Source organism: Arthrobacter sp. U41 (genome assembly GCF_001750145.1).
Taxonomy (GTDB): domain Bacteria; phylum Actinomycetota; class Actinomycetes; order Actinomycetales; family Micrococcaceae; genus Arthrobacter.
The window spans coordinates 2,260,961-2,284,171 of the sequence record NZ_CP015732.1 but is presented as its reverse complement, the minus strand read 5'-3'; the positions used below and the strand labels follow the sequence as shown (position 1 = coordinate 2,284,171).

Below are 23,211 nucleotides of genomic sequence, written 5' to 3'. Positions count from 1 at the left end.
CTCCTAACGACCAGTATACGCTGGTGATCAAACCTAATATATCAGTAACAATTCTAAGAATATATCTAAAGGCGGAGACATGACGCTAATGGCGACAGACTCATCTACCAGCACGCTGCCCCAGTCGGAGGTTCTGGGGGACGACCCGACGAAAAAGTTCGTTCTCACATTGTCGTGCGTCGAACGCGCAGGAATCGTCCAAGCGGTCACCACGTTCCTCTTTGAGCGCGGCTTTAACATCGAAGAACACCAGCAGTTCGATGACGGCCTCCGCGAGACTCTGCATCTGCGCACCGCATTCTCGGGCCTCTCTGTCTACACCCCGGACGGGCTCGAGGAAGAATTCCGTTCGATCGCTGACCGCTTCGACATGAAATTCAGCTTTCATGACGAGACGAAGCAGCGCCTCCTCGTCATGGTGTCCAAGTTCGGCCACTGCCTGAACGACTTGCTGTTTCGTTGGCGGGGCGGAAGCCTCGGCGGCGACATCGCCCTTGTGGTTTCCAACCATGAAACCCACCGGGCCATGGCCGAGGCCGCCGGCGTCCCCTTCATCTACCTCCCGGTGACCCCCGAGACCAAGGCAGATGCCGAGCGGCGCCTGCTGGAATTGGTGGACGAGCATAACATCGACCTCGTCGTACTCGCCCGGTACATGCAGGTACTGTCCGACGACCTTTGCCGCTCCCTGGAAGGCCGGGCCATCAACATCCACCATTCCTTCCTCCCGGGCTTCAAGGGTGCGCGCCCTTACCACCAGGCCTACGATCGTGGCGTCAAGCTGGTGGGCGCCACGGCCCACTACGTCACCGCGGAACTGGATGAGGGGCCAATCATCGAACAGGAGGTCATCAGGGTCGACCACAGCTACGGACCGACCGCCCTTTCAACGGTTGGCCAGGACGCGGAGGCACTGGCACTGTCCCGCGCCGTGCGCTGGCACTGCCAACACCGTGTGCTGCTGGATCGGACCAGCACCGTCGTGTTCAGGTAAGTAGAAGCCACCAAACCCGCAGAGACAACACACGAATATCAGCAGGAGAAACCACATGGCATCGACGCCAAGCATTGTCATCATCGGAGCCGGAATCGTCGGCACGAACCTGGCCGATGAACTGGTCACCCGGGGTTGGAACAACATCACCGTCCTGGACCAAGGGCCGCTGAACATGCCCGGGGGCTCCACCTCCCACGCCCCGGGCCTTGTCTTCCAGACGAACCCCTCAAAGTCCATGGCGCTCTTCGCCAAGTACACGGTGGAAAAGCTATTGTCCTTGACCGAGGACGGCGTCAACTGCTTCAACCAGGTCGGCGGCCTCGAGGTCGCCACCACCGAGACCCGTCTCGCTGACCTGAAGCGGAAGCTCGGATACGCAGCCTCGTATGGGATTGACGGCAAGATACTTTCGCGTGAAGAGTGCATGGAGCTCTACCCGCTCCTGAACGAGGAAGACGTCCTGGGTGGTCTCCACGTCCCCAGCGACGGCCTGGCCAACGCCGCCCGCGCCGTTCAGCTGCTGATCAAACGTACCGAAGCCGCGGGCGTCACGTACCGGGGCAACACCACGGTGACCGGTATTGAACAGTCGGGCCGCCGCGTCACTGGCGTCCAGACGTCCGACGGTGTTATCCCCGCGGACATCGTGGTTTCCTGCGCAGGCTTCTGGGGGGCCAAGATCGGCGAAATGATCGGCATGTCCGTCCCTCTTCTGCCCCTGGCCCACCAGTACGTCAAGACCACTCCGGTGCCGGCGTTGAAGGGCAAGAACGACCTGCCCAACGGGGCCTCCCTGCCCATTCTGCGACACCAGGACCAGGACCTTTACTACCGCGAGCACGGCGAACGCTACGGCATCGGTTCCTACGCCCACCGCCCCATGCCCGTGGACCTTGACGAACTCGGCACCTTTAAGCCCGCCGCGATCACCGAACACAACATGCCCTCCCGGCTGGATTTCACCTTGGAGGACTTCCTCCCGGCATGGGAAGCCACCAAACGAATGCTGCCCGCGCTGCGGGAAAGCGACATCGAGGATGGCTTCAACGGCATCTTCTCCTTCACCCCCGACGGCGGATCCCTGGTGGGCGAGTCCAAGGAGCTGGACGGCTTCTTCGTCGCCGAAGCCGTGTGGGTCACCCACTCTGCCGGTATCGCCCGCGCCGTTGCCGAACTGCTGACCACCGGCAGGTCGGAGATCGATCTGGCTGATTGCGATATTCATCGCTTTGAAGAGGTCCAGCTGACCCCGGAATACGTCAGCGAAACGTCCCAGCAGAATTTCGTGGAAATCTACGACGTCCTCCACCCACTCCAGTCCAAGCTCTCCCCCCGCAACCTCCGCGTGAGCCCGTTCCACGCCCGCCACAAGCAGTTGGGCGGGTTCTTCCTGGAGGGCGGCGGATGGGAACGCCCGTACTGGTTCGAAGCCAACGCGGAGCTGCTGAAGGAAATGCCGGACAGCTGGCTGCCACCGGCCCGCGACGCCTGGTCGGGGATGTTCAGCTCGCCGATCGCCGCCGCTGAAGCCTGGAAGACCCGCACGGCAGTGGCCATGTACGACATGACTCCGCTCAAGCGCCTCGAGGTCTCCGGCCCGGGAGCACTGAAGCTGCTGCAGGAACTCACCACCGCGGACATGGCAAAGAAGCCCGGCGCAGTCACCTACACCCTCCTGCTGGACCACGCCGGCGGCATCCGAAGCGACATCACCGTGGCCCGGCTGAGCGAAGACACCTTCCAGCTTGGAGCCAACGGAAACATCGATACTGCCTACTTTGAGAGGGCAGCCCGCCATCAGACTGAAAACGGGAGCGCCAGCGACTGGGTACAGGTGCGCGACACGACGGGCGGCACGTGCTGCATTGGCCTCTGGGGCCCCCTCGCCCGGGACCTGATCAGCACCGTCAGCACCGACGATTTCAGCAACGACGGTCTCCGTTACTTCCGCGCCAAGGAGGTAGTCATCGGCGGCGTCAACGTCACGGCCATGCGCCTGTCCTACGTCGGCGAGCTGGGCTGGGAACTCTACACAAGCGCAGACAATGGGCAGCGCCTCTGGGATGCGCTGTGGAAGGCCGGCCAGCCTCACGGTGTCATCGCGGCAGGCCGTGCAGCGTTCGGCGCGCTGCGTCTTGAAAAGGGTTACCGCTCCTGGGGCACAGACATGACCACCGAGCACGACCCCTTGGAAGCCGGACTGGGATTCGCCGTGAAGATGGCCAAGGAATCCTTCGTCGGAAAGAAAGCGTTGGAAGGCCGCACCGAGGAAAACGCCGCACGGCACCTGCGCTGCCTGACGGTCGACGACGGCCGGAGCATCGTCCTGGGCAAGGAACCGGTCTTTTACAAGGACCAGGCGGTCGGCTACGTCACCAGCGCCGCCTACGGCTACACCGTCGCCAAACCGATCGCCTACGCGTACCTCCCGGCCGCTGTCTCCGTGGGCGACTCCGTTGAGATCGAATACTTCGGCCGGCGCATCCAGGCCACGGTCACCGCAGATCCGCTGTACGACCCCACGATGACCAGGCTCCGCGGCTAACACCCCGCCGGACCATTCAAGGCAGCGGCCCGGACCCATCCCCTCGAACCAGAGTCCGGGCCGCAGCCTTCCATGGCTCTCATACTCAGGAAGACACATGATCAGTTCAGAAACAATCAATGGCTACCTTGCCAGCCTTGCCGCACGCGAGCCCACCCCCGGCGGCGGCGCCGTCGCAGCCATCCACGCCGCCCAGGGGGCGGCACTCGTCGCCATGGTTGGCAGGTACACCACCGGCCCGAAATACGACCAGCACGCCGAACTCGTTCACAGGATCATCAGCGCTGCGGACGCACTGGTGGCCGAGGCGCTGCGGCTGGCGGACGCTGACCAACATGCGTTCCAGAGCGTCATCGATTCGTACAAACTTCCGGCCGGAACGGAAGACCTCAAGGCCGCACGAACGGAATCCATCCAGGGCGCCCTTATCCTGGCCGCCCAAACCCCCGCACAACTCATCAAGCTAGCCGCCGCCGTCGTCGATCTTGCCACGGAACTTTTCGAGGTCGCGAACGCCAACGTGATCAGCGACATCGCTGCTGCCGCAGACGCAGCCCGCGCAGCCGCCACCACCGCCCGGGTCAACATCGACATTAACGTGGTGGCCATCAAAGACGCCGCGGCCCGTTCACGGCTTGCTGCCCAGACCGACGGCATCGAGGAAAAGGTCATCCTGGCAGCAGACTCCCTCGTAGGGCGCGTGCGCGGAAGGATCCTCGGTTGAGCACCGTACTCCTCTCCGGCAAAACACTGGCAAAGACCATCCGGCAGAAAGCCCATGATGAGGCGCAGAACCTTGCAGCCGACGGGCTACGGCCCACGCTCGCAGTCGTTGTGGCCACCGACGACGGCTCCACGCATTGGTATGTCCGGTCCATCGAACGGGCCGCAGAGAATGCCGGCATCAGTTGCCGGCTCGTGGACCTTGGCCACGATGCCAGCGGACGCGCCTTGGCCGCCGTCCTGAAGGACCTCAGCGCCGATCCTTCAGTGAACGGCATCATCCTCCAGACGCCTCTGCCTCCCGGCGTCCAGACGGATGAGCTGGTCGGGCACATTGCCCCGGAGAAGGACATAGATGGCGCGAACCCGTTAAGCCTGGGACGACTGGCTGTCGGCCAGCCCGCGTTCGCACCTGCCACTGCCCGCGCCGTAATCGAGATCCTTGACCACTTTGACATCCCACTCGCTGGCCGAAACGTCGTCGTCATTGGCCGTTCCGCCGTCGTGGGAAAGCCACTGTCCCTGCTGCTGCTGGAACGCGACGCCGCGATTACTATCTGCCACTCCAAGTCAGGTCCGCTGGAGAACTACACCAGGACCGCCGACGTCGTGGTCGTCGCAGCCGGCCGCACCGGCCTGCTGACCGGCGACCACGTTTCTTCAGCGGCCACAGTGGTCGACGTCGGCACCAACGTCCTTCCCGACGGATCCCTCGTGGGGGATGTCGACGCAGCCAGCGTGCGCGGCGTCGCCGCGGCGCTGACCCCTGTCCCCGGCGGCGTCGGCTCCGTCACCACATCACTGCTTCTCCTGCACACAACCGAGGCCGCGCGGAAACAGTCGCGTGATTTAGCTCTGGAAGCTGCCGGGTGATCCACGGTAGACACACTTGCCAGCCCCTGGAACCCGTTGTCGTTGCCGTCTACAGCACAGCCCTGATGAGCTTCTCGAAATCGGTGACGTGCTGGGCGGTCAACCGCGCAGCAGCTTCGGAGTCCCCAGCCGCGATGCATTCGAGCAGCTCAATATGCTGGGCAATATGCTCGGACACCGGCGGGAGCTTTTCCAGCACCAGGCTCCAAATCCGTGTTGCCAGATTGTCATAACGAATCAGGACATCCTGGAGGTGCCGGCTTCCTGTGGCGCGATAGATCGTCCGGTGTACCCGCATGTCCAGGCGCATGAGGTCCTGCTGCGACTGCATCCCTGGCAGCAGCTGCTCTACTTCCCGCGCAAAGTCCCTCAGCTCCTGCCGAAGCTGCGGCGACGCCATCCGCGCAGCCCGCGCGGCTGCGGCAGGCTCCAGAAGGTGGCGAATCTCGGAGATTTCCGCCAGATCTTTAATGTCCACGCCCGCGGCGAACGTTCCGCGCCGCGGATAGGCCACCACCAAATGGTCGCTCTCAAGCCGCTTCATAGCTTCGCGGATTGGCGTCCGGCCGACACCGAGACGCCTGGAGATTACTTCATCGTTGAGGGGCTCACCCGGCTTGATGTCCAGAACGATCAATTCATCGCACAAGATCCTGTAGGCGAAGTCGGCAAAGGATTCGTCGTCTTGCCTCTGCGGCAAGGAGGAACCCCCCGCCTCCACTGGTATTCCGCCAGCGTTTGCCATTTTCCCAGACTCCTCCCGATGCGCGTCCGAGCCTTGACGCCCCGGCCCTCAGTACATAGTATTCCAACAACTGATATATCAATATGTCAGCATAAGAATGTCAATGGCTACAGTGCCTTTCAAATGGTAAGCCCCGGACTGCACGGGATATGCAACCCGTACGCCACGAATGGAGAGCAATGGGCAATGAAGCTGTTGCAAGGGTGCGGCTGGAAGTTGTTCCTTCAGCCGATCTGCTCACGGCGCTCCCCTTGGTGTTTGATCCTCCGGGCTCCGTGAGTGTGACGTGCCTTCCGCACCACGGTCCTGAACGCACCGTAGAAGCATCCACGTGTCTGGCGCGCCTGGGGTACCACGCGGTTCCCCATTTGGCCGCCCGCAGTATCACCAGCAAGGCCCAACTGCATTCCCTGCTGCTGGAGCTGCAGGAGGCGGGAGTCTCCGAGCTGTTTGTCGTTGCCGGTGACCGGCGCACCCCCGCGGGTCCCTACTGCTGGAGCGGACAGCTCTTGGAGGCTGTCAAAGCGTATTCGGCTGACTTTTCAGTAGGCATTGCCGGCTACCCCGAAGGCCACCCCCACCTGGGCCAGGACAAACTCCTGAGCAGCCTCGAGATCAAGGCGCCGATGGCGTCATCCCTGGTCACCCAGATGTGCTTTTCTGCCGAGGCGATCAGCAACTACCTCCGGACGATCCGCAAAAACGGCGTCGAGCTCCCTGTGTGGGTTGGGGTGCCCGGTCCGGTCTCAGTCAAAAAGCTGGTGTCTATGGGAGCACGCCTCGGTGTCGGCCGTTCGCTCAAGCTGGCCCGCAGTTCAGGCATGGCAGGCGCCCTCTGGCAGCGAGGGGACTTTATGAACTACGACAGTGGCCGACTGATTCGCGAAGTTCACCAAGAGCTGGCAGGTGATCCCCTCTTTGCCGGTTTCCACGTCTACACCTTCAACGGCCTGGGCCGCTTGCCCGGCCTCCTGGACAGCCTGCCGAAGCTGCAGGAGGCCGCCACAAAGCCACCAAGCAAATCCGGCCCCCTGTTTCCTGCCCAGATCTGAAGGGAAAGATCACATGGCTTCAAAAGCCCCGTTACATAACATCGACGAGTCAAGGCTGACCGTCACCAAACCCAAGACCAAGGCCGTCGGAATCCCCGCGGTGGTGAACTCGCTGAAGATCTCCCTCGAGCAGATGGGTCCGCTGCGCAGTGTCCAAACGCTGCTGGCAGTCAACCAGGTCGACGGGTTCGACTGCATGGGCTGCGCATGGCCCGAACACGAAAAGCGCAACGCAGCCGAGTTCTGCGAAAATGGCGCGAAGGCAGTGGTCGAGGAGGGCACCCGCCGCCGCGTCACCCCCGAGTTCTTCGCCAAACACTCCATCGAGGACCTGAAAACGCGGGACGACTACTGGTTGGGTCAGCAGGGCCGGCTGACGCACCCGATGTTTTTGGCCGAGGGGGCAACGCACTACACACCCATCGAATGGGACGCAGCCTATGAGCTGATCGCCCACGAGATGAAAGAAATGGACCATCCCGGCCAGGCAGTTTTTTACACTTCCGGGCGGACTTCGAATGAAGCCGCTTTCCTCTACCAGCTCCTCGTGCGGGGACTGGGCACGAATAATCTCCCCGATTGCTCCAACATGTGCCACGAATCCACGGGTTCAGCCCTCGTTGAAACCATCGGCATCGGCAAGGGCTCGGTCAGCCTCCTCGATCTGGAGACAGCCTCGCTGATCTTCGTTGCCGGGCAGAATCCAGGGACTAACCACCCGCGTATGCTCAGCGCCCTGGAAAAAGCGAAGAAGAACGGCGCCGTCATCATCTCCGTCAACCCACTTCCCGAGGCCGGGCTTCTCCGGTTCGAGAATCCACAGACGATCTCCGGAACGTTCGTGGGCACGCAACTGACGGACGACTTCCTGCAGATCCGGGCCGGCGGGGATCAGGCCCTCTTCCAGGGGCTTGGCAAATACCTCCTCGAGGCGGAGGCGCAGGGGAGGAAGACCCTGGGACTGACTGCGGTCCTGGACCACGAATTCATCAATAACCACACCGTGGGCATCAACGAGTACCTGCGGCACCTCGAAAAGGTCCAGTGGAGTGAAATAGTCGAAGCCACGGGCCTGAGCTTGGAGCAGATCAAGTCCACGGGCGAACGCCTGCTGGCCTCCAACGCCACCATCGTCTGCTGGGCCATGGGCCTAACCCAGCACAAACACTCAGTTCCCACGCTCCGGGACGTCGTCAACGTGCTGCTTCTCCAAGGCAACATCGGTAAGCCCGGAGCTGGAGTATGCCCCGTCCGCGGCCACTCGAACGTCCAGGGCGACCGCACCATGGGCATCTTCGAAAAGATGCCAGCGGCATTCCACGACAGGCTGGACCAGGAGTTCGAGTTCCTTTCCCCCCGCAAGCACGGCTACGACACCGTTGCGGCGATTCGTGCCATGCGGGACGGCAAAGTCCGAGTCTTCATTGGAATGGGTGGAAACTTCGTCCGGGCGGCCCCGGATTCCGAGGTCACGGAGTGGGCATTGGCCAACACAGACCTGACGGTACAGATCTCCACGAAGCTGAACCATTCCCACGTGTCCACGGGCCGACGCGCGCTGATTCTCCCGACGCTGGGCCGGACCGAAAAGGACGCGCAGCGCACCGGGGACCAGAGGGTGACGGTGGAAGACTCGATGAGCGCCGTCCATGCGTCCCGCGGACGCATTAAGCCTGCCAGCGAGCACCTCCACTGGGACGCCAGACAGTTCGACACCGCGTCGGGCAAGGCCCACTTCACCGTGGGGGAGGACAAAGCCGCCAGGGTGTGCACATCGAGGCGGTCATCGACGGCTTCGAAAATTTCGAGGAGCGGCAATGAGCTGGAATTCATCAAAGTACCCGAGGGGCGGCTAGTCCTTCAGACCCTGCGCTCACATGACCAGTACAACACCACCATCTATGGCAAGGATGACCGATACCGCGGTATCCAGGGTGGGCGTCGGGTGGTTCTTGTCAACGAGGCTGACATCGCTGAGCTGGGCTTTAGGGATGGAGACATGGTTCATTTGATTTCCGAGTTCCGCGGCACAGAGCGGCGGGCGGACAACTTCCGGATTGTTTCGTACTCGACGCCGAAGGGCTGTGCGGCAGCGTACTACCCGGAGACCAACGTGCTCGTGCCGCTCGATTCGGTAGCTGACACCAGCGGTACACCGACATCCAAGTCTGTCATCGTGCGGCTGGAACGGGCCGAAGCGTGAGCGCGGACATGACGACGGCAACAGCGTCCAAGGGTGTGGACGGGCCGCGGGTTGAGCAGGCCGTCCGTGACTATCTGCTTGCGATCGGAGAGGACCCGGACAGGCCAGGGCTCGTGGATACGCCCGCGCGGGTGGCCCGGGCGGCTGCGGAGATATTTGGCGGGCTCCATGAGGACCCCCTGGCCGTGCTGGATAAGACCTTTGACCTTGGGCACGGAGAAATGGTCATCGTCAAGGACATCCCTTTCTACTCCACCTGCGAGCACCACCTGGTGCCGTTCCACGGCGTAGCCCACGTTGGCTACATCCCCTCGGCTGATGGTCTCGTCACGGGGCTGAGCAAGCTGGCCCGGCTCGTCGATGTCTTCGCACGCAGGCCCCAGGTCCAGGAACGGCTGACAACCCAGGTCGTTGATGCGCTGGTCAGTGCGCTGCGGCCGCTGGGGGCCATTGTGGTAGTTGAGTGCGAGCACCTCTGCATGTCGATGCGCGGTGTCCGCAAGCCCGGGGCCAAGACCATCACTTCAGCCGTCCGCGGGGAGCTCCGTCTGCCGGCGGCCCGGGCTGAGGCGCTCAGCCTGATACACGGCCGCTAAGAAATCTCTGGACACTCACCCAGTCCTGCAATACGATAACTGATATATCTTTATCGATGATCGAAGCATATCAGCTTTACTTGCGATTTCCGTTGAGTCAATGCGGAACGATCCCGCCCTACCCGCTTGGCGCGAACTTCATCCCCTGAACATAAAAGAGGTGCCCCATGCACAAGGCCTGCCCGCTCAGTGAATTCGCTCCCGGGGAGGCACTACGGCTCGATACTGCTCCGCCGATCGCCGTTTTCCACACCGAAGCCGGCGAGTTCTTCGCCATCGACGACACGTGCACACACCGACGCCTCACTGGCTGACGGCTACGTAACGGAGTGCTGGGACGAGTCGCCTTTCACGCATCCAGGCTCAACCCCCGCACCGGAGCCTGGGATGCACCCCCGGCCAAACTGCCGGTACGCACCCAAGAGACAGAAATCATCGACGGCAACATCATGATCATCGAATCGGACGAGGCCCTCAAGCTTCCACCCGGTCTGACTCCCGAGGGCCTTGTTTAACCGCAGGCCCATGCCTCACCGAGCAAAGGACCCGCTCATGGCTTTTAATAGTGACCTAAAATCCCATACACCCGAAGAGTTGCCTGCTGACAACGGGGTGGCAAAGGCTCTGCGTAATGAAGAACCTGGAAATGGGGAGAATAGTGAAGCAGTCAGTAGTCTCTCCGGCGAAGTAGACAGAAACTCCGCTGTCCTCGATCCGGAGGAAGGAGGCGCACCTCCCCTACCGGACGTCGAGTACGAGCAAATCCTCGAAGAGCTGCGTCATGCCAAGACCGAGCAAGCAGTTGCGGATCGCCGGAACCACAAGCTCGTTCTCGACAAGGTCACGTTCGGTATCACAGGCGTCATCGCCATTGCCTTTGTTATCTGGGGCTTCGTGGGACGCGACAGCCTGTCCGACACTTCCACGGGTGCCCTCAACTGGGTCATGGAGTACACCGGGTGGCTCTTCATGCTCATGGCATCGCTCTTCGTGATCTTCGTCCTGTGGCTGGCCCTGGGCAAGTTCGGCAACATCCCGCTGGGCAAGGATGGCGAAAAGCCCGAATTCCGCACTGTCTCCTGGGTCGCGATGATGTTCGCGGCCGGCATGGGCATCGGGCTGATGTTCTACGGCGTGGCCGAACCGCTCTACCACTACATCTCTCCCCCGCCCGGCACTGTGGACGGACGGACCCCCGAAGCCATCCAGACTGCCATGGCCACCTCGATCTTCCACTGGACCCTGCACCCCTGGGCCATGTATGCAGTTGTCGGCATCGCAATGGCCTACGGGACCTACCGCTTGGGTCGCAGGCAACTGATCTCTGTCGCCTTCACGTCGATCTTCGGCGTCAGGACGGTCGAAGGGCCAACCGGGAAGTTCATCAACATCCTGGCCATTTTCGCCACGTTGTTTGGTACCGCCGCATCGTTGGGCCTGGGCGCTCTGCAGATTGGCAGCGGCATGACCTCCAACGGCTGGTTTGGCGAAATTGGCACCCCCGTGCTCGTTGCGATCGTCGCCGTCCTGACCTTGTGCTTCGTCGCTTCGGCTGTCTCCGGCATCAGCCGCGGCATCCAGTGGCTCTCCAACATCAACATGGTCCTGGCCGTCGTCCTTGCACTGATCGTTTTCATCGCCGGCCCCACGCTTTTCATCCTTAACCTGGTCCCCTCCGCGGTCGGCGACTACGCCCGTGATCTGGCCGAGATGTCGTCCCGGACCGAAGCGGTCGGCGATGAGTCACTGCGTAGCTGGATGAGCAGCTGGACCATCTTCTACTGGGCCTGGTGGATCTCATGGACCCCGTTCGTGGGCCTCTTCATCGCCCGCATCAGCCGTGGCCGCACCATCCGCCAGTTCGTCACCGGTGTGCTGCTGGTGCCCAGCGTCGTCAGCGTGATCTGGTTTGCCGTCTTCGGAGGCGCCGCCTTCCAGATCCAGCAGGAAGCCGACAAGGCCAACACCCCCGGCCTGGTCACCATGGTCAACGGGGCACCGTCCGTCAACTTCGACGGAGCGCTCTTCGACCTGATCAAGAACCTGAGTATGCCTGACTGGGCTACCACTGCCGTTATCGTGCTGGCCATGATTCTGGTCGCTATTTTCTTTATCACTGGCGCCGACGCTGCCTCAATCGTGATGGGATCGCTCAGCTCCAATGGCGCCGAGCACCCTCGCCGCGGAGTGGTCATCTTCTGGGGCTGCCTCACCGGCGCCGTGGCGGCGGTCATGCTGCTGGCCGGCGGCGATAAACCATCGGAAGCCTTGGCTGGCCTGCAACGGATCACCATCGTGGCAGCGCTACCGTTCGTCGTCGTCATGATGTTGCTCTGCTTTGCCCTCACCAAGGACCTGCGTCGCGATCCCCTCTCCTTGCGGCGTCGCCTGGCCACATCCGTAGTGGAGCGGGCCATACGCACTGGCGTGGAACAACACGGCGGCGTTCAGTTCGACCTCGTAACAAAGCACGACTGCGCCGAAAAGTGCCCCGACTCGGACTGTCTGGGAGGGACTCCCACGGGGACCATCCCAACCGTCGAGTCCCAGCACCCCGACGCGGACCGTAAATAGCAGAGCACCTTAAGTAGCACCCCACCTGGGCGGCACGCGGCTTGTTCCGGAGCGTGCCGCCCTGGCACACCCATAGCAAATAACGATCCACCCCGGGGGCCCGGACTGCAGGATTGGATGATAGTCAGGCCCTGGGACCCGTAATGACGGAACTGGTCCGGCAGGGACACGCAACGGACCAAGTCCGCGACGCCAGCGTTTACACGCGGCTCAGCCATGTGATGTCAGAGATCGTCTTCGGGTCGGGCGGCGAGGATCCGTTTGGCGCTGACCTGCAGGATGCCGAGCGACTCCTGGATCAGGGGCGATGCCATGCTGCCCCGGCGCACCGCCGCGACAATGCGGCGCGCGGGCTTCCCCTTGCCAGTAATGCGCAGTCGAACCACGTTTTCGGCACTACGCAGGGGCGCCAGTCGCGGCAGCAGGCCCACGCCCAGGCCCGCACCAACGAAGGCGATCTGGGTCTCCCATTCAACGGCCTCATGGGCAATCCGCGGTGTCACCCCGATTGCCGTGAACGCCGCAGTGAATAGGGAGTGGTAGGTGGAACCGGCAGCCTCGGTGATCCAAGGGTCCGACGCCAACTCCTCGAGCATCACCGTGTCCCGCGATGCCAGCGGGTGATCGGCGGGAATGATCACGTCCAGGGGATCGTCGAGCAGAACGGTCTGCTCGAAGCGCGGATCGTCCTCGACATAGGTGTCGGACTGCATCGCGATGATGACCGCGAGGTCGATGCGCTCGGCAACCAGCAAGTCGAAGCAGCGGGCCGGGTTGGCCTCAAGTACCTGCACCTCCAGCAGGGGGCGTGTTGAGCGCAGGGTGGCGGCCAGCGGCGCAAGCAGCTGGGCGGCTGCCGTGGAGAATCCGCCGAGGCCAAAACGGGACTGCACCTGGTCGCCGGCCTCCATGGCCGCGGCGCGCAGGCTCTCCCATTCCGCGATGAGCGTGTCCGAGCCTGCCACGAGGAAGCGGCCCGTGGCGGTCAGCCGCACACCCCGGCCGTCTTTAGTCAACAGCTGCATTCCAAGCACGCGCTGGAGCTCCCTCAATTGCGCGGAGACGGCGGACGGAGAATAACCCAGGAGCTCCGCGGTTGCGCCAACGGTGCCGCACCGGGCAAACACCCGAAGCGTTATGAGCCGTGGATCGATCATGCACCCATTGTGCACTGTTATCTCCTAAATGTTGCGCTTTTGTTGCAGATCAATCGTCCCTAATCTCATGAGTACAAGGTTTTAGACAACGCCGGTTGCACCCCACCAACCCGTGGTCCCCACGAATCGCACACTTACCCACCCTCCCGGGAGGAAACACATGTCTGCTCCAGTGAACGTGCCGCTCAATTCACGCGGAAAACTCGCTTCATCATTGCCTGCCGAGCAGCTGGCGGAAATCACCGAGTTGTTCGATTTCCGGCGCCCGGGATATTCCCTCGATGCCCCCTTCTACACCGATCCGACGATTTTCAACATCGACATGCAGGCCATTTTTGGCCGGCACTGGATCTTCGCCGCCAGCATCGCCGAGCTCCCGGAGCCGGGCGACTACGTCACCGTCGACTACGGGCCCTACTCCTTGATCGTGCTGCGCAACGATGACGGCGGCGTGAACGTCCTGCACAACGTGTGCCGCCACCGCGGCGCCCGCGTCCTGACCGAACCCGCGGGGACAACGGGAAACCTGGTATGCGGCTATCACTCCTGGACTTACTCCCCCAACGGCGATTTGATCCATGCCTCGGCACCGGGGGAAACGAAGTTCGACAAGGGCTGCTTCGGCCTCAAGCGCGCCCACAGCCGCGTGTTCGCCGGACTCATCTTCGTCTGCATTGCGGACGAACCGCCGACGGATTTCGACGAAACCGGAAAGATCTTCGAGCCTTACCTCGCGCCCCACGATCTGTCGAGGACGAAAATCGCCTACCAGCAGAACATCATCGAGGAGGGCAACTGGAAGCTCGTCATGGAGAACAACCGTGAGTGCTACCACTGCGACGGCCACCCGGAACTCGCCTGTTCCCTCTTTCCCACCTGGGGCCTGACGGAGGGCCTGATCCCGCCCCATCTCGAGGAGGTGTGGGACCGCAACAAGGAAGCACAGTCCTCGCTCGAGGACCGTTGCCGCCGCTATGGCCTTCCCTATGAGGTCGTCGAGGAGCTCGACACCCGTGTAGCGGGAATCCGCATCTCACGAGACTCGCTCGACGGTGACGGCGAATCGTTCTCGCCCGATGGGCACAGGCTCTCCAAGAAGCTGCTCGGCGACTTGCGGGACTTCCGCCTTGGCCGCTGCTCGATGCATCTGCAGCCCAACAGCTGGTTCCATTTCCTCGGGGACCACGTCATCACGTTCGCCGTCTTCCCCGTGAACGAACACCAGACACTGGTACGCACCACCTGGCTGGTGGCTGACGACGCCGAGGAAGGCGTCGACTACGACCTGGAGAAACTCACCCACACCTGGAAGCAGACCAATCTGCAGGACAAGGCGTTCGTGGAGCTGTGCCAGAAGGGCGCCAGCAGCCCCGCTTACGAGCCCGGCCCGTACATGAAGAGCGAATACCAGGTCGAGGCGTTCATCAACTGGTATGTGCAGCGCGTGCAGGAGCACTTGGCATGATTGAACTCCGCACCGTCACGGCAATTCAGGAACCACAGCGCATTCGCGGTCTTGAGATGCCGTGGAACAGGGTGATGGGCAGCACCGAGGGACCCGCCAGTGCCGCCCGCGCGTTGGGTCCCTGGCATCCGCAGGAGTTCATGGCCGAATGTGTCGAGACCGTTCCCGAGGTGGGCGGCATGATGACCTTCGTGTTCCGCCGCTCGGACGGTGCGCCCCTGGCGTTCCGTCCGGGCCAGTACGTGAACGTCGCCTTTCCCGTGAACGGCGACGACCACGACGCGGTGGACCGCAGCTACTCGCTGTCCAGCTCCCCCACCAAGCCGTGGACCTTCGACATCACCGTCAAGTGTGACCCCACGGGACTGGTCTCGCCGTGGGTGCACGAGAACGTCAAACCCGGCACCGTCCTCGAGATGCTCGGACCGGTCGGGGCATTCCACCTGCCCGACGCCGACCGGCGGGCACGGTACCTCTTGCTGGCCGCCGGCGCAGGCATCACCCCCATCATGTCGATGTTGCGGACCATCCACTCCCTGCCCGGACAGGCCGATGTCGTGGTGCTGTACCACGGAGCCGAAGCCGGAGGCTTTGCCTTCCACCAGGAGTTGGCCTACATCGCCTCCGTGGACTCGCGCGTCAGGGTCTTCTACTCCCTGGGCGACCGCAGCAAACCCGAGGGATGGGAAGGGCTCACCGGAAGGCTGACGGCGGCCATGCTCGACGAGGTGGCCCCCGATGCTAACGGCCGCCAGGTCTATGCCTGCGGCCCCGAGGGTTACCTGAACACCGCCACCGAGCTCCTCGAGAAGGTCGGCGTCGACGACACCTCCATCCACATGGAATTCTTCTCGGGAGACCGCCAGACAATCCTTGAATACCAGGCGGAGCTCGCGCTGGCAGTGGACATTGCCGAGGAAATCGCCGAGGAAATCGCCGATTCCGCCGAGGACTACTACGAAAGCCAGCCCACCGCGTTCGGGCTCTACGAACCCGGCTACGACGCCGAGGGGACCCTGAAGGCCACGGGGCTGCCGCTGGAAACCGTCGACCCGGACGCGCCCTGTCCCGAATCCCCCGACGGCAGTCCGGACGGCGGGCCGGAGGCCGGGTCCCCCGACGCCTCGAGCTTCGACACGGTCGGAACGGGAAGCCTCACACTGTCCTTCATGCGCACCGGCATCAACGTGCGCATCGACCCCGCCGAACACATCCTCGGGGTGGCCCAGCGTGCAGGCGTCAGGATCGGCGCGAACTGCAAGGAAGGCATGTGCGGCTCCTGCAAGGTCGTCAAGCTGTCCGGGGAGGTCGAGATGAACCATCAGGGCGGGATCCGGGCACGGGAAATCGATGCAGGCAAGTTCCTGCCCTGCTGCTCCACCGCGCGGACCGATCTGGTGATCGATGCCTAGGCGCTACCAGCTGCGTGACCGCTCTGTACCTTGTCCGGCGGCGGGCATATCCTGCAGGAAGACCCGTCCCTGACCAGCAATTCCGAGGTACCCCATGGAAATGCCCAAAGCATCCGACGCCGACAAGGACCACTTCCGCTCGGTGTTGCCGGAGATTCCCGAGGTGGTCATCAAGCCGATGTTCGGGAACCTCGGCGCGTTCGTGAACGGGAACATGTTCGCCGGCCTGTTCGGCCCCACCATCGGGGTGAAGCTGTCCGAGACGGACAGGGAACTGCTCGAAAGCACCGAGCGGACGGTTCCGTTCGGGCCCGCGGAGCGCCCCATGGGCGGGTACACCGGGTTGCCGGAAATCTGGAACGCGGAGGGCGACGGCGACCAGGCGCGGGCCCGGGCCTGGGTGGAGAAGGCGTTCGAGCATGTGGCCGGACTCCCGCCCAAGGCTCCCAAGGTTCCGAAGGCGAAGGCCGCGAAGGAGTAGCCATGCCCTCCTCCGCGGCAGGCCCGGTCCACGAGGTCGACACCCTGGTGATCGGCGCGGGGCAGGCCGGCCTGGCCACCAGCTACTGGCTGAGCCGGCACGGCGTCGAACATCGTCTGCTGGAGCGGCGGCCGGAACTGGGCGGCGCCTGGCAGGACCGCTGGGATTCTTTTTACCTGAACACCCCGAACTTTTCGTTCCTCCTTCCGGAGCTGACCTACGACGGCCCCGAGCCGGACGCCTTCCTCCCCCGGGACGAGGTGATCGGGCTCTTCCGGAACTACGCCGCGAGGATCGCGGCGCCGGTCCTGCTCGGCACGGAGGTGACCCGGGTCGGCGCGGCCGACGGCGGCTTCGCCGTGGATACCAACCACGGCCGCTGGCAGGCACGGAACGTGGTCCTCGCGAACGGCGCCTTTCAGCTCCCGCGCATCCCGGCCGCTGCCGCCGCGCTGCCAGGGCACATCCGCCAGCTGCACAGCCACGACTACCGCAACCCGCAGCAGCTCCCCGGCGGCGCCGTGCTGGTGTTGGGCACCGGGCAGTCCGGCGGGCAGATCACCGAGGACCTGCTCGACGCCGGCCGGGAGGTCCACCTCTCCGTCTCGGCCTGCCCCGAGGCCCCGAGGCGGTACCGCGGCCGGGACGTTTTCCACTGGATCCTGCAGGTCAACCTCCACGGCCCCGAGTACGGCATCACCGGCCTCCAGGCGGAGCAGCTCCCCGCCCCCGCCGCGCGCTTTATGTGCAACCCGCTGATCTCCGGCAACGGCGGCGGCCACGGCATCCATCTGCGGGACCTCGGCCGCCGGGGCGTCCGGCTGCACGGCCGGTTTGAGGGAACGGACGACGGCGTGCTCGTCTTCAGCGACGACCTCCCCGCACGCCTGGCCCTGGTGGAGGCGGGGTTCGGTGCGCGGCTGGGGCGGCTGGCCGACGCCTACATTCACGCCGCAGGCATCGACGCACCGCCCGCTGACCCTGTGCCGGCGGACGACTGGCTGCCTGCGGACACCGGGGCACGCCTGGACCTGGAGGCCGAAGGGGTCACCTCCGTCATCTGGTCCACCGGCTACGGCCTGGACTTCAGTTTCCTGGACGTCCCGGTGCTCGACGGATGGAACTACCCGCGCCACTTCCGCGGTGTCACCGAGGTTCCGGGTCTCTACGCTGTGGGCCTCCCCTGGCTCACCAAACACCTGTCGGCCACGCTGTCAGTCGTGGGCGACGACGCAGAGTTCGTGGCAGGGCACATCGCGGCCCGCTGACCGGGCTGCATTCTTGGACCGCGCTGAAGCCGGCTAAATGCAGCTGGGCTGGTACGCCGGATCGGCGGGGCCGGAGGCCTGTCCCAGGGCGTGGGCCACGAACTGGTGCACCACGGGGTCGTTCGGCGTCTGATCGTGTTCGAAGACGTCGGCGGGGCATTTGTCCTGGATGGTGATGTTGGTGACCTGCCGCGCCGGGCCGTTGAGGAACTGGCTGTTGTAGGGGATGACCACTTCGTCGTAGACGGTGGAAAGGACGGTGTAGGACGGTCCCGCAACGGTGTCGCCGATGGAGTTGAGGTGCTGCATGAAGGCCGATCCGGCTTGCTGGTCGGCGCAGGCCGCACAGCCCAGGCCGGTGTAGTCCGGAGGCGGGACGAATCCCGGCGGCGGGACGATCACGCCTTCGGTGCCGTGGTTGGAGGGTGCGATGCCCACCAGGTGATGGACGTTCTTGGCTCCGCCCAGGAAGCCCATGTAATAGCGGGGCATCATGCCGCCCTGGCTGTGGCCCACCAGATCCACCTTTTTGGCTCCGGTGGCAGCACGTACCGCATCCACGAAGGGGGCAAGTTCCTTCGCGGATTCGGTCACCGGTGCGGTGGCGTACACGCCGTTCGTCTCGCCGTAATTGAGGGCGAACACGCAGTACCCCTTGCTCTTCAGATAGGGCGAGAGGGTGGACCAGTTCTTCGCCATGCTTTCGAAGGTCCCAGGCACCAGGATGACGGGATAGGGGTGCTCGGCGGAGGGCTTACACGTCCAGTCGTTGGCTCCGGGCGGGGAAACGTCAAGGGTGCCTGCCTGGGCGGGAGCCACGGCGAGGGAGCCAGCGAGGACCGCGGCGGCGGCAATGGACAGGGTTCTGGTGAGCAGTGACATAGAAACCTCTTTGTTCGCGTGTCAGCGGGTGGGACCAGCCGCGGCTGCCGGTTCTTCGTGCCGGTCGAACCGTACCGCAGTCCTGAAATGCTAGGCAGATCAAGGGCCCAAGCGGCGTGGACTGCACGAACGTGCGCGAAATTGGGCCGCTCAGCTGAACCTCGTTGTCCGCGGGCGAAACACCCTCGTTCAGCCCATAGCTACTGGTGAGTAGCTAATCTGGCTCGGGCCGCTGGCCCAGTGACGGCCGGGAGCATCTGCACAAACGTTCACTTCCTGGGCGGCGGAAACAGCTGACAATCTACCGCACCATCCAGTGGGGCAGCTGGCCAACTTCCACTTGATGAATACCTGGCAGTACCGCGATGACCAGCTGTTCGGTGACGGCTGGAAGAAAAACGTCGCCGGACGCCTCGCTGGGGACCGGACCGTCACCCAGGCTTGGGTGGACGCCAACGTGCGCAACGTCGTGGTCCTGACCGGCGATGTGCACCGCAACTGGGCCAACGACGTCAACGTGGACTACAAGGATCCGGCGTGTGGCGGGGTCGGAACGGGTGTGCACATCCATCACCGTCGCGGGCAACGGCTCCGGGTCCACTACAGATCCGGTGATGGCATGGAACCCGCACCTGAAGTTTTACAGCGACAACCGCGGCTACGTGTACACAAAGATCACCAAGGATGCTATGACCGCTGACTTCCGGGTACTGGACTACGTCACGACGCCGGGATCCCCCCTTCCGCGCGAAGGCGTCCTTCGCGATCCAGGACGGGGTTCCGGGGCTGCAGTAGCGGGGGAAAAATCCGCTCGTAACCAGCCAAGACGACGGCGGGCACGCACCCGCCCTCGTCGGCACTTCCTTACCGTTGGACCTTCCGCAAACATCCATTGCGCCCGCGTCGCCACCGCGCATCAGCCGTACTCACGCGGAAAACGCGTGAGAAGTGCAGAATCGTGAGCCCGGCAGGGTCAACCTGCTGATTGGCTGCTGTCATATCCAAGCGCACGGCTAGCTTCCAGGCCCGCGCGGGCCACCATCGGCCCCAACCGTTCCACGTCGGCGGGCCCAATCCGCTGCGTCGGGAATCCCAGACCCACTGCGCAGGCGAGCCGCCCCGTGTGGTCGAACACGGGTGCGCTGATGGAACCCACGTCTTCGTTCCGTTCTCCGAAAGCCGCATAATATCCCTGCTCCCGTGCCACCGCCGCCTGCTGGCGGAGCAGCTCCAAGGAGGCCGGTGTGTGGGGGGTAAAGCGGTCTAGTTTGTGTTCGCTCAGGGCGGACCACGAATCAGGGTCAAACGCCAGGAATATCTTGCCCGGCGCTCCGGCGTGAAGGGGCATGACCATGCCCACCATGAACGGCCGCATCACCACGTGGCGCGTCTCCGCTACGGCAACTATGGTCCGGAAGGCACCGTCCCGGACATACAGGCACGCAGTTTCACCGGTCTCGTCGCGCAGCTGCTGCAAGGCTGGCTTCACCAGCCGGACCACGTCCAGCCCGAACGTTCCCGGGGTAGCCCAGCGGACCAGACCGATGCCGATCCGGTAGCGGTCGCCGTCGCGGTCTAGGAACCCCTCCCGCAACATGTTTTGCACAAGCCGCTGGCAGGTGCTGGACGGCAGGCCCGTCTTCCGGATGATCTGCTGCAATGTTGGTTCCGGAGCCTCGACCGTGAAACAGTCCAGGATCTCCGCCACCTTGTGCAGCACCAGCAGAGGTGAGGCCCCAGGGCCCGGCTCTGTCGCCACAGTTTCCACGTCCCTTCATTTTTCCACTCGCAGCCTCCAGCCTAGTAAGCCGGAAGCGGGCCACGGAACGTGACCCACTTGACATCATACGCTTGTGACCCACATCATGGGAGCCGAACCCACGTAGTGGGTCTAACCCCTCAGCCCTCAGCCCTCAGCCCTCAAGCACAATGATGTGGAGAAAACAATGAGCACCCCCGAAATCACCTGCGAAACCGCGCCGGAGCCCAAGCGCCCGGGCTCCTCCAGGGTTGGACTGATCGTCCCCAGCTCCAACACCACTATGGAGACGGAGCTGCCCGAGCTGTTCCGGCGCCAGGCCGAGGCAACCGGCCACAGCTACACGTTCCACTCCGCCCGCGCCGGCATGAAGAAGGTCACCCGGGAAGAGCTGCTGGCCATGGTGGGTAAGGCAGCTGGCTGCGCCGAGGCAGTCTCCGACGCCGATGTGGACGTCATCGCCTACGCCTGCCTGGTCGCCGTCATGGCCCAGGGGCCGGGAGCCCACGAGGGCTCGGAAAAAGTCATCGCTGACGCCGCCGCCGGCAACGGGCACCCTGCTCCGGTCACCAGCAGCGCCGGCGCCCTGGTCCGCACCCTGCAGGAAATCGGAGCGCTCAAGGTGGCCATGATCACCCCGTACATGAAGCCGCTCACCAAGATGGTGGTGGACTACATCGAAGGCTCCGGCATCACCGTGCTGGATGCCATCAGCCTCGAAGTGGCGGACAACCTCGACGTCGGTTGCCTTGACCCGCAGAACCTGCCAGCGCTTGCCCGCAGCCTGCAGCGCGAAGGCGCGGACGCCGTCGTGCTTTCCGCCTGCGTCCAGATGCCGTCGCTGGCTGCGGTCCAGGCAGTGGAGGACGAGCTCGGACTGCCGGTCATCACGGCGGCCACCGCCACCACGTACGAGATCCTTAAGGCACTCGGCCACCAGCCCGCAATCAGCGGAGCCGGAAGCCTGCTGTCCGGCGCCGGCGTCCTCACCCCGGCGAACGCCTAGGCGGCCGGCACTATGTCCTTGTCACTAATCGCATTCCTGGTCCTGGTTGCGGCCTTTGCCATCGGTTCTTTCACCAAGATCAACGCCGGCCTGCTGGCCACTGTCGCCGCGTTCGGCGTCGGAACCCTCCTGGCCGGCATGTCCATCAAGGACGTCATCGGCCAGTTCCCCGCCGGGCTGTTCTTCATCCTGGTGGGCGCCACACTGCTCTTCGCCATAGTGCGGATCAACGGGACCATCGACCTGCTGGCCTACTGGGCTGAACGGCTCGCCGGCGACCGGAAGATCCTGGTCCCCATCCTGATGTTCCTGCTGACGGCCGCCCTGGCTTCGGCCGGCGCATTCACCCCCGCCGCCATCGCCATCGTGGCACCGGTGGGCCTGGCGCTGGGCATGCGGTTCGGCATCAGCACCCTGGCCATGGGCCTGGTCATCGTCCAGGGCGCCAACGCCGGCGCCTTCTCCCCGGTCAACCCCTTCGGCGTGCTGGCCAACAAGATGCTGGACGGCGCCGGGGCCGCGGACGGTTCCTTCAAGCTTTACGCCTACTGCTTCGTCTTCAATGCCATCCTGGCCGCGATCGCCTACGTCCTGGTCCAGGCCATCATGAAACGCCGCACGGCCAAGGCGGAGGCACGTCACCAGGCCGGTGAGGCCGGCGACGCACACGACGGCGGCGCTGCCGCTACCGCTGGAACCAGCGCACCGGCGCCGTCCGGGTCCGGAACGGCTTTGCTCACCGCCCCGGCGCATACTGCTGTGGCTGCCGCAAGCACCACCAGGACCGGTCCCGAGAAGGTCGCCGCAACGCCGATGCGGATCCTCACCCTGGTGGGCATCGCCTCCCTTCTGGTGCTCACCACTGTCCTGGGACTGGATGTCGGAGTCGCTTCGCTGGTCATTGCCACTGTGTTGATCGTCCTCGACTCGGGCGTGCAAAAGCCGGCAGTGGAAAGCATGCCGTGGTCTGCGATCATTCTGGTGACCGGCATCGTCACCTATGTAGGCATGCTCGAAAAGATGGGTGCGCTGAAGGAACTGCAGGAAGGCATCGCCGGCCTGGGCAACAGCTCCCTTGCCGCCCTGCTCACCAGCTATGTGGTGGCCATCGTCTCGGCCTTCGCCTCCACCACCGGCACCCTCGGCGTCATCAGCCCGGTGGTCGCACCCATCGCTATGGATCCGCTGCTCACCCCCATCGGGGTAGTGACGGCCATCGCCATCAGCTCCTCGGTGGTTGACGTGAGCCCGATGTCCACCAGCGGCGCCCTGCTGATGGCGAGCGCGCAGCCCAAGGACGAGCGGATGTTCTTCCGGGCGCTGCTGCTCTGGGCCATCGCGATGATCGGCGTGGTGCCGCTCCTCGTATGGTTCGTGTTCGTCCAGCTGGGCCTCGGCTGATCACCGCACATCAGAAGGGAAGGGGGTGTCCTGCGTGGCAGGGCATCCCTTCCCCTTCTTGAGCGACTTCAC

At 63.9% G+C, this 23,211-nt stretch carries 20 protein-coding genes and 1 pseudogene; 17 read left to right on the top strand and 4 right to left on the bottom strand.

All coding sequences use genetic code 11. The features are described from left to right. The first annotated feature begins 79 nt into the window (after window positions 1-79). The 4 genes from purU to ASPU41_RS10495 all read left to right on the top strand — a co-directional run bounded on the left by purU (window position 80) and on the right by ASPU41_RS10495 (window position 5,138). Window positions 80-994, top strand: a complete 915-nt coding sequence (gene purU, locus ASPU41_RS10510) for a formyltetrahydrofolate deformylase (protein ID WP_069950876.1) — start codon at window positions 80-82, stop codon at window positions 992-994. 55 nt (window positions 995-1,049) lie between these two features. Then, the gene (locus tag ASPU41_RS10505) at window positions 1,050-3,542 is read left to right on the top strand and encodes a GcvT family protein (RefSeq protein WP_069950875.1); all 2,493 of its coding nucleotides are present in this window, start codon (window positions 1,050-1,052) and stop codon (window positions 3,540-3,542) included. A gap of 97 nt (window positions 3,543-3,639) precedes the next feature. Next, entirely contained in the window at window positions 3,640-4,266 is a 627-nt protein-coding gene (locus ASPU41_RS10500; protein ID WP_069950874.1) for a cyclodeaminase/cyclohydrolase family protein, read from the top strand. Beyond that, window positions 4,263-5,138 carry a bifunctional 5,10-methylenetetrahydrofolate dehydrogenase/5,10-methenyltetrahydrofolate cyclohydrolase gene (locus tag ASPU41_RS10495; RefSeq protein ID WP_069950873.1) on the top strand — a complete coding sequence of 292 codons (876 nt, stop codon included), beginning with the start codon at window positions 4,263-4,265 and terminating at the stop codon, window positions 5,136-5,138. The genes ASPU41_RS10500 and ASPU41_RS10495 overlap by 4 nt, the downstream gene beginning before the upstream one ends. 49 nt (window positions 5,139-5,187) lie before the next feature. On the opposite strand, the gene ASPU41_RS10490 is transcribed toward ASPU41_RS10495, so the two are convergent. Beyond that, window positions 5,188-5,883, bottom strand: coding sequence for a GntR family transcriptional regulator (locus tag ASPU41_RS10490; RefSeq protein WP_083266463.1), 696 nt, complete (start codon window positions 5,881-5,883; stop codon window positions 5,188-5,190). A gap of 368 nt (window positions 5,884-6,251) precedes the next feature. Here ASPU41_RS10490 and ASPU41_RS10485 point away from each other — a divergent pair, with 368 nt between their 5' ends. From ASPU41_RS10485 to ASPU41_RS10465, 6 genes are all read left to right on the top strand, one after another. Continuing rightward, window positions 6,252-6,935, top strand: a complete 684-nt coding sequence (locus ASPU41_RS10485) for a methylenetetrahydrofolate reductase (protein ID WP_231941051.1) — start codon at window positions 6,252-6,254, stop codon at window positions 6,933-6,935. Between the two features lie 13 nt (window positions 6,936-6,948). After that, window positions 6,949-9,138 carry an FdhF/YdeP family oxidoreductase gene (locus ASPU41_RS10480; protein WP_069950870.1) on the top strand — a complete coding sequence of 730 codons (2,190 nt, stop codon included), beginning with the start codon at window positions 6,949-6,951 and terminating at the stop codon, window positions 9,136-9,138. A gap of 8 nt (window positions 9,139-9,146) precedes the next feature. After that, on the top strand, window positions 9,147-9,734 hold the full coding sequence (gene folE, locus ASPU41_RS10475; RefSeq protein ID WP_069952622.1) for a GTP cyclohydrolase I FolE: 588 nt from the start codon (window positions 9,147-9,149) through the stop codon (window positions 9,732-9,734). A gap of 167 nt (window positions 9,735-9,901) precedes the next feature. Further along, a complete protein-coding gene (locus ASPU41_RS23385; RefSeq protein ID WP_231941050.1) occupies window positions 9,902-10,048 on the top strand; it encodes a Rieske 2Fe-2S domain-containing protein in 147 nt (48 codons plus the stop codon). Between the two features lie 15 nt (window positions 10,049-10,063). Next, entirely contained in the window at window positions 10,064-10,249 is a 186-nt protein-coding gene (locus ASPU41_RS23380; protein WP_231941049.1) for a hypothetical protein, read from the top strand. Between the two features lie 37 nt (window positions 10,250-10,286). After that, window positions 10,287-12,308, top strand: a complete 2,022-nt coding sequence (locus ASPU41_RS10465; protein ID WP_231941048.1) for a BCCT family transporter — start codon at window positions 10,287-10,289, stop codon at window positions 12,306-12,308. 224 nt (window positions 12,309-12,532) lie between these two features. Here the strand turns inward: ASPU41_RS10465 and ASPU41_RS10460 are convergent, their stop codons facing one another. Beyond that, on the bottom strand, window positions 12,533-13,465 hold the full coding sequence (locus ASPU41_RS10460; RefSeq protein WP_069950868.1) for a LysR family transcriptional regulator: 933 nt from the start codon (window positions 13,463-13,465) through the stop codon (window positions 12,533-12,535). A gap of 160 nt (window positions 13,466-13,625) precedes the next feature. Here ASPU41_RS10460 and ASPU41_RS10455 point away from each other — a divergent pair, with 160 nt between their 5' ends. The 4 genes from ASPU41_RS10455 to ASPU41_RS10440 all read left to right on the top strand — a co-directional run bounded on the left by ASPU41_RS10455 (window position 13,626) and on the right by ASPU41_RS10440 (window position 18,091). After that, the gene (locus tag ASPU41_RS10455; RefSeq protein WP_069950867.1) at window positions 13,626-14,930 is read left to right on the top strand and encodes an aromatic ring-hydroxylating oxygenase subunit alpha; all 1,305 of its coding nucleotides are present in this window, start codon (window positions 13,626-13,628) and stop codon (window positions 14,928-14,930) included. Next, window positions 14,927-16,342, top strand: coding sequence for a ferredoxin reductase (locus ASPU41_RS10450; RefSeq protein WP_069950866.1), 1,416 nt, complete (start codon window positions 14,927-14,929; stop codon window positions 16,340-16,342). The genes ASPU41_RS10455 and ASPU41_RS10450 overlap by 4 nt, the downstream gene beginning before the upstream one ends. A gap of 94 nt (window positions 16,343-16,436) precedes the next feature. Then, the gene (locus tag ASPU41_RS10445; protein WP_069950865.1) at window positions 16,437-16,823 is read left to right on the top strand and encodes a TfoX/Sxy family protein; all 387 of its coding nucleotides are present in this window, start codon (window positions 16,437-16,439) and stop codon (window positions 16,821-16,823) included. Between the two features lie 2 nt (window positions 16,824-16,825). After that, a complete protein-coding gene (locus ASPU41_RS10440; RefSeq protein ID WP_069950864.1) occupies window positions 16,826-18,091 on the top strand; it encodes a flavin-containing monooxygenase in 1,266 nt (421 codons plus the stop codon). Window positions 18,092-18,124: 33 nt separating this feature from the next. Here the strand turns inward: ASPU41_RS10440 and ASPU41_RS10435 are convergent, their stop codons facing one another. Further along, window positions 18,125-18,973 carry an esterase/lipase family protein gene (locus ASPU41_RS10435; RefSeq protein ID WP_069950863.1) on the bottom strand — a complete coding sequence of 283 codons (849 nt, stop codon included), beginning with the start codon at window positions 18,971-18,973 and terminating at the stop codon, window positions 18,125-18,127. A gap of 293 nt (window positions 18,974-19,266) precedes the next feature. Between ASPU41_RS10435 and ASPU41_RS10430 the strand changes: the two are divergent. Further along, window positions 19,267-19,768, top strand: a pseudogene (locus ASPU41_RS10430) (alkaline phosphatase D family protein); the annotation flags it as partial. A 178-nt stretch (window positions 19,769-19,946) separates the two neighbouring features. Here the strand turns inward: ASPU41_RS10430 and ASPU41_RS10425 are convergent. Further along, on the bottom strand, window positions 19,947-20,732 hold the full coding sequence (locus tag ASPU41_RS10425) for an IclR family transcriptional regulator (RefSeq protein ID WP_069952621.1): 786 nt from the start codon (window positions 20,730-20,732) through the stop codon (window positions 19,947-19,949). 187 nt (window positions 20,733-20,919) lie between these two features. On the opposite strand from ASPU41_RS10425, the gene ASPU41_RS10420 reads away from it, so the two are divergent. Then, window positions 20,920-21,738: a maleate cis-trans isomerase family protein gene (locus tag ASPU41_RS10420; RefSeq protein ID WP_069950861.1), complete on the top strand. Its 819-nt coding sequence runs from the start codon at window positions 20,920-20,922 to the stop codon at window positions 21,736-21,738. A 12-nt stretch (window positions 21,739-21,750) separates the two neighbouring features. Next, complete coding sequence (locus tag ASPU41_RS10415; RefSeq protein ID WP_069950860.1) at window positions 21,751-23,139, top strand: SLC13 family permease; 1,389 nt, start codon at window positions 21,751-21,753, stop codon at window positions 23,137-23,139. Window positions 23,140-23,211: the final 72 nt, after the last annotated feature.

Excerpts from the sequence above, each read along its gene's own strand:
- ASPU41_RS10435 (WP_069950863.1), bottom strand. The coding sequence starts at position 18,973 with ATGTCACTGCTCACCAGAACCCTGTCCATTGCCGCCGCCGCGGTCCTC.
- ASPU41_RS10445 (WP_069950865.1), top strand. The coding sequence starts at position 16,437 with ATGGAAATGCCCAAAGCATCCGACGCCGACAAGGACCACTTCCGCTCG.
- ASPU41_RS10460 (WP_069950868.1), bottom strand. The coding sequence starts at position 13,465 with ATGATCGATCCACGGCTCATAACGCTTCGGGTGTTTGCCCGGTGCGGC.
- ASPU41_RS10480 (WP_069950870.1), top strand. The coding sequence starts at position 6,949 with ATGGCTTCAAAAGCCCCGTTACATAACATCGACGAGTCAAGGCTGACC.
- ASPU41_RS10505 (WP_069950875.1), top strand. The coding sequence starts at position 1,050 with ATGGCATCGACGCCAAGCATTGTCATCATCGGAGCCGGAATCGTCGGC.
- purU (WP_069950876.1), top strand. The coding sequence starts at position 80 with ATGACGCTAATGGCGACAGACTCATCTACCAGCACGCTGCCCCAGTCG.
- ASPU41_RS10490 (WP_083266463.1), bottom strand. The coding sequence starts at position 5,883 with ATGGCAAACGCTGGCGGAATACCAGTGGAGGCGGGGGGTTCCTCCTTG.
- ASPU41_RS23385 (WP_231941050.1), top strand. The coding sequence starts at position 9,902 with ATGCACAAGGCCTGCCCGCTCAGTGAATTCGCTCCCGGGGAGGCACTA.
- ASPU41_RS10450 (WP_069950866.1), top strand. The coding sequence starts at position 14,927 with ATGATTGAACTCCGCACCGTCACGGCAATTCAGGAACCACAGCGCATT.
- ASPU41_RS10440 (WP_069950864.1), top strand. The coding sequence starts at position 16,826 with ATGCCCTCCTCCGCGGCAGGCCCGGTCCACGAGGTCGACACCCTGGTG.
- folE (WP_069952622.1), top strand. The coding sequence starts at position 9,147 with ATGACGACGGCAACAGCGTCCAAGGGTGTGGACGGGCCGCGGGTTGAG.
- ASPU41_RS10455 (WP_069950867.1), top strand. The coding sequence starts at position 13,626 with ATGTCTGCTCCAGTGAACGTGCCGCTCAATTCACGCGGAAAACTCGCT.
- ASPU41_RS10465 (WP_231941048.1), top strand. The coding sequence starts at position 10,287 with ATGGCTTTTAATAGTGACCTAAAATCCCATACACCCGAAGAGTTGCCT.
- ASPU41_RS10415 (WP_069950860.1), top strand. The coding sequence starts at position 21,751 with ATGTCCTTGTCACTAATCGCATTCCTGGTCCTGGTTGCGGCCTTTGCC.
- ASPU41_RS10420 (WP_069950861.1), top strand. The coding sequence starts at position 20,920 with ATGAGCACCCCCGAAATCACCTGCGAAACCGCGCCGGAGCCCAAGCGC.
- ASPU41_RS10500 (WP_069950874.1), top strand. The coding sequence starts at position 3,640 with ATGATCAGTTCAGAAACAATCAATGGCTACCTTGCCAGCCTTGCCGCA.